Genomic DNA, 17,870 nt, shown 5'->3' on the forward strand with positions numbered 1-17,870 from the left:
TTCGCTTGTGACACGGTGGATGCTGAAACAAGTTCAGCATGACGGATCGTTGGGACGGCGGTCGACCACCAACAGCGGCCGTGTCGCGCCTAGCCTGGCGTCCGCCCGAACGAGGGCGGGCGGTCCGCCTTGGCGGTGCCGAAGCGGGAGGGCCTGGTTCCCATCACGAATTCGAGCTCTCCGCCCTTGGCCAGATCGGCATGGCTGATCCAGTTGCGGGTCCAGGGCTTGCCGTTCCAGCGCACCGACTGGACGTAAGGCGCGTCCGGACCGTTGTTGCGGGCGACGACGCGGAGCGTCCTGCCCTGCCCCAGCTGCATCTCGCCGGAATCGAACAACGGCGAACCGAAGACATAGACTGCGCTCACCGGATCGACCGGATAGAAGCCCAGCGCGCTCAGCACGAACCAGGCGCTCATCTGGCCGCAATCGTCGTTGCCGATCTCGCCGTCGGGATCGTTCTTGTACATCTCGACGCAGAGCCGGCGGATCATCGCCTGGGTCTTCCACGGCGCACCGGCATAGGCATAGAGATAGGCGACGTGGTGGTTGGGCTCGTTGCCGTGCGCATACTGGCCCACCAGCCCGGAGATGTCGGGCGGCGCGTTCTCGGGCAGCGTCGAAGGTGCGTTGAACAGCGCGTCGAGCTGCTTCTCGAACGCGGCATCACCGCCGAAATGCTCGATCAGGCCATAGACGTCGTGCTGGTTGAGGAAGGTCGCCTGCCAGCCGTTCGCCTCGGTATAATCGCGGTGCTTCTTGACGTCGTGACCGATCTGGATCGGGTCATAATCCGCCCACCAGCTTCCGTCCGAGAACTTCGGCTTCGCGAAGCGGGTCTTCGGATCGAGCACGTTGCGGTAGTTCCGGCTGCGCTTGCGGAGCGCCGCGGCGTCGTCCTGCGCGCCCGCTGCTTCGGCGAGCACCGCCATCGCCCAATCGTCATAGGCATATTCCTGGGTGCGGCTGACCGACTCCCAGATCTTGTCGGCGGGGATGTAGCCGAGGTCGTAATAATAGCCGCGGCCGAGCGAGCCGTCGCTGTCCTTATAGTCGCGATCGAAGGCGCGGCGGCGGATGTTGGGCCATGCCGCGGCATAGTCCGCCTCGATGCCCTTCACCTTGGCCTCGGCGAGCACCGAGACCGAATGCCAGCCGATCATGCAACCGGTCTCGACCCCCTGAAGCTGCCAGACGGGCGGGCCATAGGGGCTCTGCTGGGTCTGGCGGATCAGGTCCCGCGTGAACATCGCCGCGCGTTCGGGCTGGACCAGCGTGAGCAGCGGATGCAGCGCACGATAGGTGTCCCACAGCGAATAGGTGCTGAACGCGGGCGTGTCGGCGCCCGCCTGATGCACCTGCTTGTCCATGCCGACGTAGCGGCCATCGCGATCGGTGAAGAGCGTGGGCGCGAGGAAGCAATGGTAGAGCGCACTCGCCATGATCGTGCGCTGGTCCGCGGTGCCGCCCTCGACACGGACGCACTCCAGCTCCTTCGCCCAGGCGCGGCGCGCGGCAGTCGCGGCGCCGTCGAAGCCCCAGCCCGGGGCTTCGGCTGCCAGCGCGGCCTTGGCACCCGCGACATCGATCGCCGAGATGCCGGTCTTGATCAGGATCGGATCGCCGCCCGCATCGTCAAAGAACAGCGCCGCCTTGAGCTTGTTGCCGGTGACGCCCCTCGCCCCTTCCGGGGCGGGCTTGTTGTCGTCGCCGAAGAACTGGACGCGGCTCGGGCGGCGTGAGAGCTGCATCGCGAAATGCACGTGACGGCCCTTGGCCCAGCGATGCACGCGGCGGCTGCCGGTGAGCAGGCCGTTCGCGTCGATCGCCAGCGAGGCCTGGTCGACGATCGTGCCCTTGTCCCACACGTCGAGGATCATGTGCGCGAAATCGATCAATATGTGCCCGGGACCCGCGGGGAAGTGATAGCGGTGGAGCCCGGCGCGCTCGGTGACGGTGAGCTCGGCGAGCACCCCGGACTCGAGCTTCACGCGATAATAGCCCGGCTCGGCATGCTCCTCGGAGAACCGCTGGCGATAGCCTAGGTCGGGGTTGTCGAGTTTGCCGGGATCGAGCTCGAGCTTGCCGCGGGTGGGTACCACCAGCACGTCGAGCATGTCGCCGATGCCGGTGCCCGAGAGATGGGTGTGCGAGAAGCCCATGATCGAGCCGTCGGTCCGGTGATAGCCCGAGCAGGCGTCCCAGCGGCTGTTGTCGGTGTCCGGACCCAGCTGGACCATGCCGAACGGCAGCGACGGGCCGGGGAAGGTATGGCCATGCCCGCCGGTGCCGATGAACAGATTGGGTTTGGCGGAGGTGGCCGCCCCCTGCCCCCGCGCGAACCCCGGCGCCGCGGAGGTCAGCGCGGCGAACCCCGCGCCGGCAAGCAGCTGGCGGCGATTGGCGGCGATCATGGCTTTCTCCTGCCGGTCAATAGCGCTGGGCGAGCAGCGTGGGACGGCGCTTCTCGATGTCGAGGATTAGGTCGCCGAACAGGCCGTTGGCCCAGGCGAACCAGCTGCGCGTGAACTTCGCTGGATCATCCTTGTGGAAGCTCTCGTGCATGAAGCCGGTGCCGCCGTGGGTGTTCCTGAGCGTGCGCAGGCACTGGTGGACCACTGCCTCGTCGTCGTTGATCAGCGCGCGGGTGATCAGCGACATCGGCCAGATCATGTCCATGCCGATGTGAGGCCCACCGATCCCCTCGCCCGCGGTGCCGGAGAAAAAATAGGGGTTGCGCGGGCTCCACGCGAGCGCGGCGGTGCGGCGGTAGAGCGGATCGTTGCGGTCGGCCGAGCCGAGCAGCGGCAGCCCCGAAAGGCTGGGAACGTTGGCGTCGTCCATGAAGATCGCGTTGCCGTAGCCGTCGACTTCGAAGGCCCAGACTTCGCCGCCCTGCCCGTCGGGCATCTTGCCGTGCGCATCGAGCGCTTGCTTGACTTCGGCGGCGAGCGCTTCCGCGGCCTGTGCGCCGGCGGCATCGCCGCGTGCCTCGCGCAGCACGGTCGCGAGCATCCTGAGCGCCGAGACCGCGAACAGGTTGGACGGGATCAGGAAGGGGAAGACGCAGGCGTCGTCCGAGGGGCGGAAGCCCGAGTGGATCAGGCCTACCTTCCTAGTGGGCGCACCATAGCCGCCGAACATCAAGGTCTCGGTGGGCGAGGGATCGACGCGCTGGAAATGATAGCCGCCGGGACCATCCTTGCGCTGCTGCTCCTTCAGGGTCGCGACGGCGAGCGCCATGCCCTTGGCCCAGAGATCGTCGAAGGGCGCATTGTCGCGCGTCGCCGTCCAATAGGCATGCGCGAGGCGCATCGGATAGCAGAGCGAGTCGATCTCCCACTTCCGCTCGGCGACGCCCGGCTTCATGTCGGTCTTGTCGTTGATCGCCGGCAGGTTCGACTTGGCAGTGGGGTCGCGGGTGTAGGCGTTGGCGTAGGGATCGAGCAGGATGCAGCGCGCCTGGCGCTGCATGGCGCCATGGAAGAGGCGGCGCAGGTCCGCGTCCCTGGGCGTCAGATGCACATAGGTCTGAAGCTGCGCCGAGCTGTCGCGCAGCCACATCGCATCGATGTCGCCGGTGATCACGAAGGTGTCGGGCTTTCCGTCCACCTCGCCGAGGGTGACGGTGGTGTCGAGCGTGTTGGGGTAGCAATTCTCGAACAGCCAGGCGAGCTCGGGGTCGGCGATCTTCTTCTTTACGCGAACGATCTCGGCCTCGACCGCCTTGCTGGTGAAGCGGCGTTCGGCCTTGGGGGGCCGCTTGGTGGCCTGCTGCGCGAACGCCACGCCGGGGAGCCCGGCCGCCAGCGCGAGCGTCCCTGCGCCCGCGATCACTTCACGACGGTTCATTTAGCCTCTCCCGGTGCGCTCATCGAGAAGGGTGCGGCACCCTTGCTCGCGCCCCATGCCCTGTTGGGCGTCGGCCCCATCACGAAGCGGAGCGTTCCGCCCTGCTGGAGCGCCGCGCGATCGAGCCAGGTCTTGTCGTGCGGCTGGCCGTTGAAGGTCACCGACTGGATGTAGACGTTCTTGGGGCCGTTGTTCTCGGCCTCGATCTTCAGTGTCTTGCCGTTCGGCATCTTGAGCTCGGCATTGCGGAACAGCGGGCTGCCGATCGCATATTGGCCGACCACCGGCGTCACCGGATAGAAGCCCAGTGCCGAGAAGACGTACCAGGCCGAAGTCTGGCCGTTGTCCTCGTCGCCCGGATAGCCGTCGGGCTCGGGCGAGTAGAGCTTCGCCATCACGTTGCGCACATGATATTGCGTCTTCCACGGCGCGCCGGCCCAGTCGTAGAGATAGGGCATATGCTGGATCGGCTGGTTGCCGTGCGCATACTGGCCCATGTTGACGATCTGCATCTCGCGGATCTCGTGGATCGTCTGGCCGTAATAACTGTCGTCGAACAGCGGCGGCGTGGTGAAGATCGAATCGAGGCGATCGACGAACGCCTTGTCCCCGCCCATCAAGTCAGCGAGGCCCTGCACGTCCTGCATCACCGACCAGCTGTAGTGGAGCGAATTGCCCTCGGTGAAGGCATCGCCCCACTTCAGCGGGTTGAACGGCGTCGCCCAGCTGCCGTTCTGGTTGCGGCCGCGCATCCAGCCCGACTGCTTGTCGTAGAGCTTGCGATAGTTCTGCGCCTGGGCCGCGTATTTCTTCGCATCCTCGTTCTTGCCGAGCGCGGCGGCGAGGCGGGAGAGCGCGAAATCGGCGGTGGCATATTCGAGCGTGCGCGCGGCGCTCTCGTTGATGCCCACGTCATAGGGGACATAGCCGAGGCGGTTGTAATATTCGACGCCTTCGCGGCCGACCGCGGTGAGCACCCGGCCGCGCTCGTCGCGCGGGCGGCCCTCTGAAGTGGTCGCGTTCTTGACCATCGCTTCGTACAGCGTCTCGACGTCGAAGCCACGGACGCCGTTCAAATAGGCGTCCGCGATGAGGATCGCCGAGTTGGAGCCGATCATCACGTTGCGGTGGCCCGGGCTCGCCCATTCGGGGAGCCAGCCGGACTCCTTATAGGTGTTGACCAGCCCCTGCATGATCTGGCTGTCGAGCTCGGGGTACATCAGCGCGAAGAAGGGGAAGACCGCGCGCCAGGTGTCCCAGAAGCCGTTGTCGGTGAACAGATAGCCGTCGTGCACCTTGCCGTCATACGGGCTGTAGTGGACGGTCTTGCCCGCGGCATCGATCTCATGAAGCGGGCGCGGAAACTGGAGCATGCGGTAGAGCGCCGAATAGAAGATGCGGCGGTTGCGCAGGTCGGCGTCGGTAACGCGGATGCGCGAAAGCTCGGTCTCCCATGCCTGGCGCGCCTTGGCCTCGGTCTGGGCGAAGCTGTCCCCGCCCACTTCGCGCGCGAGGTTGCGTTCGGCCTGCTCGAGGCTGATGAACGACGAGGCGACCTTGACGCCGACCTGCTCGCCCTTCTTCGTCTTGAAGCTCACTACCGCGCCGACATGCGCGCCTTCGCTCTTGGGGGTATCGCGAAGCTGCCAGTTCTCGTCCCAGGTGCGCGAGACAGTGAAGTCGTGATCGAACTCGAGCACGAAGTAATTGTGGAAATTGGCCGGCACGCCGCCGCTGTTGTTGCGGACATAGCCGGTGATGCGGCGGCGCTTGGCGTCCACCGTCACCATCGAGCCTTCGTTGTACGCATCGAGGACGATGTGCGCGTCGTCGCTCTCGGGGAAGGTGAAGCGGAACTGCGCGGCGCGGCTAGTGGGGACCACCTCCGCGGTCACATCGTGATCGGCGAGATAGACCTGATATTTGTAGGGCTTGCTCTCCTCGGCCTTGTGGCTGAACCACGAGGCGCGCTCCTTCTGCTTGATGCGGAGCGGACCGGTGACCGCCATCAGCTCGAAGGCGGCATAATCGTTCATCCACGGGCTGGGCTGGTGAGTCTGCTTGATCCCGCTGATCTTGTGCGCGTCATAGGTATAGCCCCAGCCGCTGCCCATCTCGCCGGTGACCGGCGTCCAGAAGTTCATCCCCCAGGGCACGGCGACCGCGGGATAGGTATTGCCGTAGGAAAGCTCGAAGCTGGAATCGGTACCCATCAGCGGGTTGACGAGGTCGACCAGTGCCTCGCCTTCCTGCGGCGCCGCGCCTTCCTGCGCCAGCGCGGCCGGCATCGGCAGGCACAAGCTCGTCGCCAGCAGCGCGACCGAGGCTCCGTGCAGAAGCTTCCCCATATTGGTCCTCAAAGTCCTGCTCCCTTTCAGTGCTTGTTCGCGCGCGCGGCCGTGAGCGGCCGCGGCGCCACCCCTTCGTTGGTCATCACGACCGGGCGGATGGTGCCGTCTGCGTTGAAGACCATGCGGTCGATCGCGACCTGGCGATGCTCGCCCCGATCGGTATCGAGCGGGCGGCGGTGATAGGCGATGTACCATTCGTCGGTGCCGGGGACATTGACCACCGAATGGTGCCCCGCCCCGCGCGCGATCTTGAAGTCCTGCGCCAGGATCTTGCCCATCGGCTTGAACGGCCCGACCGGGCTCGGCCCCATCGCATAGCCGACGCTATAGTCTGGGCCGGTCCAGCCGCCTTCGGACCACATCAGATAATAGACGCCCTTGCGCTCGATCACGAACGAGCCCTCGACATAATTGGGCGGCGTGATCTCCTTGAAGAGCGAGCCGTCCTCGTGCGGGACGATCGACTTGAGGTCCTTGCTCAGCTTGACGACGTTGCAGTGCTTCCAGCCGCCGTAATAGAGATAGACCTGCCCGTCCTTGTCGCGGAAGGCGAAGGGGTCGATCGGCTGCGCGCCGTTATGGAACTGGCCGATCAGCGGCTTGCCGATCGCGTCCTTGAAGGGACCGCCGGGCTTGTCGCTCACCGCCAGCCCGATGCCGCCGAGCTCGCCATCCTTCTGGATGTCGTTGGCGCTGAAGAACATGTAATATTTGCCGTTCGCCTCGATCACCGAGGGCGCCCAGATCGCGAAGGCGGCCCAGGCGACATTTTCGATGTCGAACGCGCGGCTGTGCTTGGTCCAGTGGACCAGATCGGGCGACGAGAAGGCATCGAAGAAGGTCTGATAGCCGTAGGACGGGCGGACCATCTTCTGCTTGCGCAGCTCCGCCTGCGCCGGCGAGATGCGCGACGGGGTCGCAGGCTCGCCGAAATGATCGGAATAGGTCGGATAGATCCAGTAGCGGCCGGCGAACACATGGATCTCCGGATCGGCATACCAGCCCGGCACAACCGGGTTCGGTGCAGGCGCGGAGCCCGCGACCAGCAGCGCCGCCGCAGCGGTGAGCCCGGTATAGATCAATCGTTTCATGCCGCTTCTCTTCCTGCCCCCAATGTGCCGCGTTCCGCGTCGTCAACCAACCCGCTCGCGACCAAAGAAAGGTGGAGGTGACCCTGGGGGAAGGGTCACCTCCAAAGACGCCTGGGAGGGGGCTTCGCAGGCGCGTCAGTTATACGCTTAGAAGTTGTAGGTCAGACCGATGTATGCCCGGCGACCGAAATAGTTGCGGTAGGTGAACCGGGCGTCGGTATCGTTGCCCAGGTGCCGCCGCTCCTCTTCTTTGGTGAGGTTGATCACCGAAGCCGTCAGGTTGAGCTTGTCGGTGATCGCATAGGAAGCATTGAGGTCGATCTGCTGATACGGGGCGGTATACTCGTTCAGGCCCGAGGCGAGCCCACCGACCACTTCACCGCGACGATTGTACGAAGCGCGCAGCAGCATCGAGTCATTCTCGTAGAAGACCGAGGCGTTGATCTGCGTCTTCGCGCTGCCGACCAGCGCGGAGCTGCCCACATTCTCGCCATCGAGCGAGATTTCGGCCACCGAGGTATCGTTGTAGGTGAAGTTCACCTGCGCGCCGAGGCCGAAGGACAAGGTATGCTGCGCGTAGAGCTCGATGCCCTGCGAGCGGGCGTTGGAGCCATTGGCGACGGTGTCGTAGGGCTGGATCAGCACCTGCTCGCCGGCCACTTCGCGAGTTACGTCGAGCACCAGCGGCACGACGAAGTCTGACACGTCCTTGCGGAACAGCGTGGCGCCCACGACCGAACCCGGGTTGAAATACCACTCAACACCGACGTCATACTGCCACGCCGAGAAGGGCTTGAGATCGGCGTTGCCGCCGCTGCCCGACCAGCCCTCGAACTCGCCGAACTGACCGCGATCGAAGGCATAGGCCGCCGAGCGATAAGTGAGCGAACGCTGCCTCCCGAGATCGTTGATCGAGGGACGCGCCATCACCTTGGCGACCGCGCCGCGGAACACGAGGTTGGGCGTGGCTTCATAGGCTATGTTGAAGCTCGGCAGCCAATTGGTGTAGGTCTTGGTCTGCTCGACGCGGGTGTTGACGATATCTTCCCGGTCGTCGAGCGGCCGCACCTGGCAGTTGCCGTCCGGCCCCACCGGACGATCGGGATCGAAGGGTCCCTCGGGACCGTCCACGCAATAGTCGTTCAGATACTGGAGGCGATCCGAAGTAACGCCGTCCTGCCGGGTGTTGGCGACGCGCAGGCCGATGTTGCCGCGGAGGCCGCCGGTCTCGAAATTGACCTGGGCATAACCCGCCCAGACGCGCTCGCCGATATTGTAGACGTTGTTCGGCTCGGGGACGCGCACCGAGGGGCCATAGGTCGAGTTGATGTAGGCGAGATACCGCTCGAAATCGATGCCGGGGACGACATTGGCGTTGAAGCCGCCCGGGATGTTGTCGATCGGCTGATCGTAGAAATACTCGGGACGCGCCACTGCGCCGGCCGGCGTATCCTGATAGCGCAGCTGCGTGGCCGGATCGGCGTACCATTCGTTACGGCCGGTCTCGCGATGGATGCTGAGATCACGCCACTTTGCACCGACCTGGACCGAGCTGATGAAGCTGCCTTCGAACCGCTTCGTGAGATCGAGCTGCGCATAGCGCTGGCTGAGCTCGCTGTTCGTGAAGCTGGAGCCCGTCGAGCCGACGTCGATCTGCGCGATGCCGTTCTTGATGTTCTGCTGAAGCTCCGGCGAGAACTCGAAGTTGGCGATACCGTCAGAAATGTCCCACGAGCTCAGGAAGTTGCCGTTCTGCTCGGCGCCGGTGACCGTCAGGCGCGGCTTGGCGGCAACGCCGAACCGCATCGACGGACCGCCTCGCGCGCTGGTCTTGCCCAGTTTGAGCACTGCCTCGAAGCTGTCCTGCTCGTACTTGACCTCGGTCTCGAACGTGTCCGAAGTCTGCTTCTCGCGGCTGTAGGTGCCGGCGATCTGCGGCGTTTCCATCGTGCACGGGGGCGTATTGGCAAGGCAGGCCGTGCCTGCGGCCGGCACCTGGAAATTCGCCGACTGGAAGATCGTCCCGCTCTTGTCGAAGGTCGCGCCGGTGAAGAAGTTGCCATAGCCCCATTCGGGGATCTTGAGCACGTTGCTGGTGAAGTCGCTGGTATATTCGAAGCGGAAATAGTTCGACGTCACGGTGAGGTTGTCGAACGGCCGCATCTGCGCGGTCGCCTGGATGCCGTAGCGCTCGCGCTCCTGGTTGAACACTTCGGCATTGACCGACTGCGGCGCCCAATGACCCGAATAATGCGTACCGTCCTGTGCGGTCACGCCTTCGCCGGGCCAATAGGAAATGGCGTCGTCGTTCTCGAACGGATTGCCGTTGACGTCGGTCGCGGGCGTGATGACGTTGCCGTCCGCGTCACGGTCGCTCCACCAGCGCCAGGTCTCGGTGTTTGAGCGCAGCTCGCGGTTCGAGCGCTTCTGCCAGACGCCGCCGACGAGGAAGCCGAGCGTCTCGTCCTCGTTCTTCCACGAGAACTGGCCGGCGAGCTGCGGCTCGAACTTCTCGGTGGTGTCCGAATAGGTCCCTTCCGCCGAGATGAAGCCCGACATGGAGGGCACGTCGAACGGACGCCGGGTGTTGAGGATGATCGTGCCGCCGACGCCGCCTTCCTCGAGCCGCGCTTCCGAGGACTTGTAGACCTCGGTGCTGGCGATGAAGTTCGACGGCAGCATCACATAGTTGAACGAACGCTGGGGATCCCCGCTGTCGGCGCCGGCGATGAAATTGCCGTTGAGCAGCGTCTGCGTCAGCCCCGGCTGAAGGCCGCGGATGCTGACGCGGCTGCCTTCGCCGCCGTCACGGGTGATGACCACGCCCGGCACGCGCTGGAGCGCGTCGGCCACGTTCTTGTCGGGGAACTTGCCGATGTCCTCGGCCGTGATCACGTCGACGATCGAATTCGACTCGCGCTTCTGCTGGAGGCTCTCCTCGATCGACCGGCGATAACCGGTCACGACGATGTCTTCCTGCGGCGCCTCGGCCGCTGTCGGGTCCTGCACCGCGGGCTGGGCAGTGCCCGCACCCTGCGTCGCCGCCGCGTCCTGCGCATGCGCCGTACCACACATCACGACCAGCACGCTGGCCGAAACCATCAGGTCACGCGCGATTCGCTTGCGTGCGCTGCTCGACCCCTCGATCTGCTGAAACTTCATCTCGTCTCTCCTCCCTGTGCCGTGGCGTTCTCGCCTTCGGCCTGTTTTCGACTGTGCGGCTCACGCGCCGCTACGCACTCACCCGACCAATCCTGAATATAAAAAGCAATTTGTCAATTGGATCGGGGCAATTTGTGCCGCGCCCCCGACGACTCGTTGAACAAGCCGTCGCCGGGCGCGGATTTTTAGCTTCTCGTCAGGGGGCTGGCCGCTGCGCGGCGGCGCCCTCCTCCTCTTCCCACAGCGGCCTGGCCATTGCCGCGAATGCCTCGGCCGGGGCCTTGGCGACCGCGCGATCATAGGTCAGCAGACCGTTGATCTCGCCTTCGACGTCGGTGGTCTGGGTGTAGACCGCGGCGCTGAGGCCGTGGACCTTCGCCTGGCGGACGATCTCGTCGAACTTGCGCCGGTAGCGCGCGACATAGTCGTCGGCGTCCTTCGCGACCTGATAGCTCCAGTTGCGCTTGCCCGCGCGCCACAGATGGCCTTCGATCGGCCGCCCGACGCCGCCATATTCGCCGATCACGATGGCGCGCTCGCTGCTGCGCGTCGGAACCCGCGGGACATCCTCATAGGTGTGGATGTCGAACACGTCGGAGTCGCGCCCGGCGACATCGAGCCAGCCGCTGTCGGAATTGACCAGCCGGCTGGGATCCATGCCCTTCACCAGCTTGGTCAGGGTGGCGGAATCATACTGGCCCCAGCCCTCATTGTTCACCACCCACATCACGATCGACGGGAAGGCGCGCAGATCGCCGATCATCTGCGAGAGCTCGACCTGCTGATCGCTCATCACGTCGGACGAGAGCACGGCCTGGCTCTGGCTGGTGCCGGCGAGGAACTGGTCCTCGCCGCCGCCCGAGGGCATGTCCTGCCACACCAGCATGCCCATGCGATCGGCGTCGTAATAATAGCGCGCGGGCTCGATCTTGATGTGCTTCCGGACCATGTTGAATCCGGCCTTCTTCAGGAACTCGAGGTCGTAGCGCATCGCCTCTTCGGAGGGCGGCGTCAGCAGCCCGTCCGGCCACCAGCCCTGATCGAGCGTGCCGTTCTGGAAATAGGGCTTGTTGTTGAGCAGCAGCATCGGTTGGCCGGTCACATGGCCCGGCCCGACCGAGATCTTGCGCATCGCGAAATAGGCCTTGACCGTGTCGCGCGGGGCGCCATCGACCTGTGCCTTCGCATAGGCATCGACTTCGCCGGTGGTGAAGCGCGAGTCATAAGCGACGCGGTCGCGCTCCGGCTTGCCGGCATAGGGGTCCTTCACCGTCACCAGCTCGGCGACGAGATCGTAGAGGAACGGGTCCTCGGGCGACCAGAGATGCGCGCTCGGGATTGCGATGCTGGCGTGGCGGTTGGCGCGGATGATCGTCGAGGCGATCGTCTGCCCGCCGGACTTGACGCTGAGCCGCACCGCATCGGTGTCGTTCGCCCAGGCGCTCAGCGCGACATCGACTTCGATCCTGCCGGTATCAATGTTGGGCGTCGCGCGGACGTCGGCGATGTGGAGCTTGGAGACCGGCTCGAGCCACACCGTCTGCCAGATGCCGCTCGACGCAGTGTACCAGATGCCGTCGGGCTCGAGGATCTGCTTGCCGCGCGGCTGGCTGCCCGCGCTGGTAGGGTCGGCGACCTGGACGACGACTTCGTTGGTCCCGGGCTTGAGTGCCGAGGTGATGTCGAAGCCGAAGCTGTCCGATCCGCCCTTGTGCGCGCCGACCACGGCGCCGTTGACCCAGACGACTGCCTCGTAATCGACGGCGCCGAAGTTGAGCTTGACGTTCTGACCGGCCCAGTCGGCGGGCACGGTGAACTCGCGGCGATACCAGACGCGATCCTCGGGCAGCACCCGGCGCGCGACGCCGGAGAGGCGCGATTCCACCGGGAAAGGTACCAGGATCTTGCCGTCCATCGCCTGCGGCTGCGGCGTACCGGCCTTGACGATGGCGTAATCCCACAGCCCGTTGAGGTTGAGCCACTTGTCGCGCTGGAGCTGGGGACGCGGATAGCTGCGCCACGCGTTCTCGGGCGTGACCGCCTTGCCCCAGCGCGTGGTGATCGCGCCGGTGTAGACGGCGTCGGCGCGCTGGGCGGGCGCTTCCTGCGCCAGCACCGCAGTCGCCGGAAGGAAGGCCAGCATCGAAGCCAGGATCATCTTGTGCATGCTTGTTCCCCTTAACGCTGCGACATCGATGGCGGCGCATCGCCGGGTGCGCTGCCCCAGGTGCTGGGCTTCGGCCCCATCACCAGGACCAGCTTCGCGCCGTTCGCGATGTCCGAATGGCGGAACCACGGCTTGGTCCAGGGCCGGCCGTTGAGGGTGGCCGACTGGATGTAGAGGTTCTTCGCCGAATTGTTGCGCGCGACGATCTCGAGCGCCTTACCGTTGCCCATCTGGAGCACCGAACGATCGAAGATCGGGCTGCCGATGATATATTCGTCGCTCGACGGATCGACCGGATAGAAGCCGAGCGCGGCCATCGCATACCAGGACGAAGTCGCACCCTGATCGTCCATCCCCGAATAGCCGTAGCCGCTGGCGTCACTGCCATAGAGATCGGCCAGGATGCGCCGGGTCAGCTCCTGCGTCTTCCATGGCTGGCCGCTCCAGGCATAGAGGAACGGCGCCTGCTGGTCGGGCTGGTTGCCGTGGACGTACTGGCCGATCATGCCGGTGCAATCGCGGCAGATGCCCGTGGGGTTGTAGGGCTTGGTGAAGAATTCATCGAGCTTGACGTTGAACGCCGCCCGCCCGCCGAGCGCATCGATCAGCCCCTGCACGTCGTGCGGCACCAGCCACAGCGTCGACCAGCCCGAGGCCTCCTTCATCATGAAGTTGTAATAGGGCTCGGCCGGGTCGAACGGCGCGATCCACTTGCCGTCGGCAGTACGCCCGCGAACGAAGCCGATCGAGCGATCGAACACGTTGCGCCAATTGCCCGCGCGCTTGCGGAACAGCCGGGCGTCGTCGTGCTTGCCGAGCCGCTCGGCCATCTCGGCCATCGCATGATCGTCCCACGAATATTCGATCGTCTTGGCGACACCCGCCTTACCGCCGGCATAGGGCGGGCTCGGATTGCCCTTCGGAATCTCGTCCGAGATCCAGCCCTGCTTGTCATATTCGGCGAGGAAGTCGCGCGGCCCCTTGGGATCGGTCGCGTTCTTGCGAAGATACTCGTAGGCCGCGGTGTAATCGAACGGGATGCCGCGCCGCATCGCGCCGAGGTACAGGAACACGGCGTTGTCGGCGTGGAACGAGGTGTTCATGAAGCCGCGCTCGCGCGCCATGTCGAGCTCGGACTGCATGATGTCACGCACCGTCTCGGGCTCCATCAGCTCGAGCAGCACGATCTGGTTGCGCCCGGTATCCCAGAAGGGCACCGGTCCGTAGCGGTCATAGGCCGCGGTCTGCACCGCGCCCTTCGCAGTCGTGAATTGCTCGCCCTTGCGCGCGACCAGCCGCGGGCTGGCGAACGACTGGAACAGCGTCGAATAAAACAGCATGCGCTGCTTGTCGGTGCCGCCGCTCACCTGCGCGCGATTGAGCAGCTCCGCCCATGCGGCACGCGCCTTGCCGTGCATGCCGTCGAAGTCCCAGCCCGGGCTTTCGGTCCGCAGCCGCGCCTCGGCGACTTCATAGCTGGCGCCGTGCGCGATCTTGACGAGCACTTCCTCGCCCTGGCGCGTCGTGAAATCGAGATAGCTGCCCGCAAAACCGCCTTCGATCTTGCGCTCGCCGGGCAGCACGTCCTTGTCGCCGATGCCATAGCCGCGGGCGTTGCCCGGCGATTTGCGGAAGGTGCCGTAGCTCTTGAAGGGCTTGGAGAACTCGGCGACGAAATAGCGCCCATCGCGCGCTTCGTTGTCGTTCCGGTTCGCGATCACGCCGCGCACCTTGCGGTCGCCGACGATCTCCACTTCGCCGCCGCGGCCCTGCAGGTTGAGGATCACGTGCGCGCGCTCGGTCGCCGGGAAGGTGAAGCGCATCAGCGCGGTCGCCTGCGTCGCCGTCAGCTCGACCTTGGTCTTGAAGCTGTCGAGGAAGACCGAATAATAGCCGGGCGCCGCCTTTTCGTGCGCCTTGTCGTACCAAGCCTGGGTATAGACCGGCGGCACCGTCCAGTCGCCGACCACCGGCATCAGCATCGGCGTGGCGCGCGCGCCATAAGTCGGCCCGCCGCCGCCGGTGAAGCCGATCATCGTGGGGTTGGTGTAATAATAAGGCGTCGCAACGCCGGTCGGGTAGCTCAGCTCGACGTTGAGATTGACCGGCGCCGCCTCGACCGCGCTGTGCGGCAGCCGTGCGCCCGGCGACGTGATACCCGAATAGAGCGGCTCGCCAGCAGGCGGCGCATTGCCGATCAGCTCGGGCCTGTCGAGCGGCGCGGTGCCGACCAGCGGATTGGCCTGGTCGACTGGCTCGTTCGACTTGTCAGAAGCGGGGCGCGTCTGCCCCGAGACCGGCCCGCCGGCGAGCACCACCGCTGCCGACGCGAGCAGGCACAAGCGCGCCGCCACCGTCAAAGAAGAGAATTGCGACCGCCGCGAACCCATCAGTCCCTCCCCACAATGTCGAGGGGAGTGCCGCCTCCCCTTCCCCGGATCGTCTTCTGCGCGGCCACATGCCGGTTCAAGCGATCCTTGCCGGGAGAAATCATTTAAATAAACCATTTTGTCAATTGAAAAGCCGCCGGGCTTCGTTAGCCTGGATTCAACGCCTCTCCGGAAAGAAGAAATGTCGATGCGGCTGCCGCGGGGACAGGAGGATCAGGCGCAATTGGGAAAGCAATTTGGTGAATTCGACAGCCGTGCCAGCGTTCGAAACCAAACAGCACGACTGCGCCGGCGGGAGGGGAAAATGACAGCGAACCGGAGGTCACGAGTATCTGCGCCGCCCATTCCCGGACGAATCACCGCCCCCGCAGTGCATCGCATATGCCTTCGATAGTTTGCCCCAGCCCTGCCGGCGCACCGTGACGCGCCTGACCCCGCCGGCTACATCGCCGGCCTGCCACCCCGCATCCTCGAATCGCAAAAGGTCCTGATCTGCATGCGTGTCACCAGCAAGCTCTGCATCGCCGCCCTCGCCTTCGGCCTGATCGCCGCAGCGCCCGGCTCCGATGACGCGGCGCAGCCCGCCCGTGACGGAACGGCGGACGTCGATCCGTTCATCGGCACCGGCGGCGAAGGACATACTTTTCCCGGAGCCGTCGCGCCGTTCGGCATGGTGCAGCTCAGCCCCGATACCGACACGACGTGCGTGATCCGCGAATGCTACGATCACGCCGCGGGCTACCGGTATGAGGATCCGACGATCCAGGGCTTCTCGCATACCCATTTCTCGGGCGCAGGCCATTCGGACCTGGGCGATTTCCTGGTCATGCCGGTGAGCGGCGATTCGGTGCCGCTCGAACCTGGCGACGCCGAGACGCCGGGATCGGGCTATCGCTCGCGCTTCTCACACAGCGAGGAAACCGCGACCCCCGGCTATTATGCCGTGACGCTCGCCGATCCGCAGGTGCGGGCAGAGATGACCGCGGGTACGCGCGTGGGCGTCCATCGCTACACCTTCCGCCCCACCGATGACGCGCACCTCGTGCTCGACCTTCGCTCGTCGCTCTACAATTATCCCGGCAAGATCCTCTGGTCGTCGCTCCGCGTACATCCGGACGGCACGGTCACCGGCATGCGCGAGACGCGCGGCTGGGCGGCCGGGCGCAAGCTCTATTTCGCGATGCGCTTCTCGGCACCGCTCGCCGGCCACGCCTTGTTCAACAAGGAAGAGAAGGTCGAATACAAGGGATTCCAGGGCCCCGGCCGCGGATCGGACGTGCTGCCCGAGAAGGCCGGCCGCGCACTGGTGGCGCGCCTCGACTTCGGCAAGCTCGATCGCCCGCTCGAAGTGAAGGTGGCGCTCTCGTCGGTCGATGAAGCCGGCGCGCTCGCCAATCTTGCCGCCGAACCGGGCGATTTCGACGCGATCCGTCAAGGCACGGCGGCGGCATGGAAGCGCGAGCTCGGCGAGATCGAGATCGACGCCCCCGCGCCCACGCGCCGGATGCTCTACACGGCGCTCTATCACACACTGATCGCCCCCTCGATCGCCGGGGACGCCGACGGACGTTTCCGCGGGCCGGACGATCAGGTCCACAAGGCCGAAGGCTTCACCTTCCGCTCGACCTTCTCGCTTTGGGATACCTTCCGTGCCGAGCATCCGCTGCTCACGCTGATCCAGCCCGAGAAGGTCAACAGCGACATGGTCCGTTCGCTGCTCGCCAGCCAGCAGGCGAGCCCGCACGGCATCCTGCCGGTCTGGCAGTTTCAGGGGCGCGAGACCTGGACGATGATCGGCTATCATTCCGTACCGGTGATCGCGGACGCCTATCTAAAGGGCATTCGCGGCTTCGACGCAGAGGCTGCGCTCGACGCCATGGTCAAGAGCGCCAGCTACGCCCCTTATGGCGGGCTCGGCGACTATATGGCGAACGGCTATGTCGCGATCGACCGCGAACCCGAAGCCGCGTCCAAGACCGTCGAATATGCCTATGACGACTGGACCATCGCCCGCATGGCGCGCGCGATGGGCAAGACCGACGTCGCCGCCCAGTTCGAGAAGCGCGCCGGCAACTGGCGCAACAGCTTCGACAAGGGCACCGGCTTCGTCCGCGCGCGCAAGGCAGACGGCAGCTTCCGCGAGCCGTTCGATCCGACCGCGATCAACTATGGGTCGGACTATACCGAGGGCAACGCCTGGCAATATAGCTGGTTCGTGCCGCACGATCAGGCCGGGCTGTTCCGCCTGATGGGCGGCGACAAGGCGGTGATCGACAAGCTCGACCGGATGTTCGAGTTCGACAATTCGAAGATCGACTACAGCCATGCCGAGGATATCGCCGGGCTGATCGGCCAATATATCCACGGCAACGAGCCGAGCCACCACGTTGCCTATCTCTACAATTATGCTGGCGCGCCGTGGCGCACGCAGGAGCGGCTCAAGCAGATCGTGGAGAGCCAGTACAAGCCCACGCCCGATGGGCTTTCGGGCAACGACGATCTCGGCCAGATGTCGGCCTGGCTGCTGTTCACCTCGCTCGGTTTCTACCCGGTGGCGCCAGGGAGCCTGGAGTATGTCATCGGCCGGCCGTTCGTCGATCGGGCGGTGCTGAACCTGCCCAACGGCAAGCGCTTCACTATCGTCGCGGAGGGGCTGGACAGCGCGCGGCCTTATGTCGGCTCGGTGTCGCTCAATGGACGGCCGCTCGATCGCAGCTATCTGCGGCATCAGGAAATCACGGCGGGCGGCGAGCTGCGCTTCCGGATGCAGGCGCAGCCGAACCGGAAATGGGCTACGGCAAAGAGCGCGCGGCCATTTTCCACCGAATCGTCGCGCAAGTGACGATTTTGGGCTGAC

At 65.3% G+C, this 17,870-nt stretch carries 8 protein-coding genes; 1 reads left to right on the plus strand and 7 read right to left on the minus strand.

Going from position 1 to position 17,870, the window contains the following annotated elements; all coding sequences use genetic code 11:
* Positions 1 to 89: 89 nt before the first annotated feature.
* The 7 genes from ACMGDH_RS14990 to ACMGDH_RS15020 all read right to left on the minus strand — a co-directional run bounded on the left by ACMGDH_RS14990 (position 90) and on the right by ACMGDH_RS15020 (position 15,013).
* Positions 90 to 2,414, minus strand: a complete 2,325-nt coding sequence (locus ACMGDH_RS14990) for a GH92 family glycosyl hydrolase (RefSeq protein ID WP_436828773.1) — start codon at positions 2,412 to 2,414, stop codon at positions 90 to 92.
* A 16-nt stretch (positions 2,415 to 2,430) separates the two neighbouring features.
* Entirely contained in the window at positions 2,431 to 3,852 is a 1,422-nt protein-coding gene (locus tag ACMGDH_RS14995) for a glycoside hydrolase family 125 protein (RefSeq protein ID WP_436828774.1), read from the minus strand.
* Positions 3,849 to 6,140, minus strand: a complete 2,292-nt coding sequence (locus ACMGDH_RS15000) for a GH92 family glycosyl hydrolase (protein ID WP_436828903.1) — start codon at positions 6,138 to 6,140, stop codon at positions 3,849 to 3,851. The genes ACMGDH_RS14995 and ACMGDH_RS15000 overlap by 4 nt, the downstream gene beginning before the upstream one ends.
* A gap of 86 nt (positions 6,141 to 6,226) precedes the next feature.
* The gene (locus ACMGDH_RS15005; protein WP_436828775.1) at positions 6,227 to 7,294 is read right to left on the minus strand and encodes a glycoside hydrolase family 43 protein; all 1,068 of its coding nucleotides are present in this window, start codon (positions 7,292 to 7,294) and stop codon (positions 6,227 to 6,229) included.
* Between the two features lie 147 nt (positions 7,295 to 7,441).
* On the minus strand, positions 7,442 to 10,456 hold the full coding sequence (locus ACMGDH_RS15010) for a TonB-dependent receptor (RefSeq protein WP_436828776.1): 3,015 nt from the start codon (positions 10,454 to 10,456) through the stop codon (positions 7,442 to 7,444).
* A gap of 196 nt (positions 10,457 to 10,652) precedes the next feature.
* Complete coding sequence (locus ACMGDH_RS15015) at positions 10,653 to 12,623, minus strand: glycoside hydrolase family 2 protein (protein WP_436828777.1); 1,971 nt, start codon at positions 12,621 to 12,623, stop codon at positions 10,653 to 10,655.
* 11 nt (positions 12,624 to 12,634) lie between these two features.
* Entirely contained in the window at positions 12,635 to 15,013 is a 2,379-nt protein-coding gene (locus ACMGDH_RS15020) for a GH92 family glycosyl hydrolase (RefSeq protein WP_436828778.1), read from the minus strand.
* A gap of 496 nt (positions 15,014 to 15,509) precedes the next feature.
* Here ACMGDH_RS15020 and ACMGDH_RS15025 point away from each other — a divergent pair, with 496 nt between their 5' ends.
* Complete coding sequence (locus ACMGDH_RS15025; RefSeq protein ID WP_436828779.1) at positions 15,510 to 17,855, plus strand: GH92 family glycosyl hydrolase; 2,346 nt, start codon at positions 15,510 to 15,512, stop codon at positions 17,853 to 17,855.
* Positions 17,856 to 17,870 lie beyond the last annotated feature (15 nt).

Origin of the sequence: Sphingomonas radicis, from assembly GCF_051400635.1 — a bacterium.
Taxonomy (GTDB): Bacteria; Pseudomonadota; Alphaproteobacteria; order Sphingomonadales; family Sphingomonadaceae; genus Sphingomonas.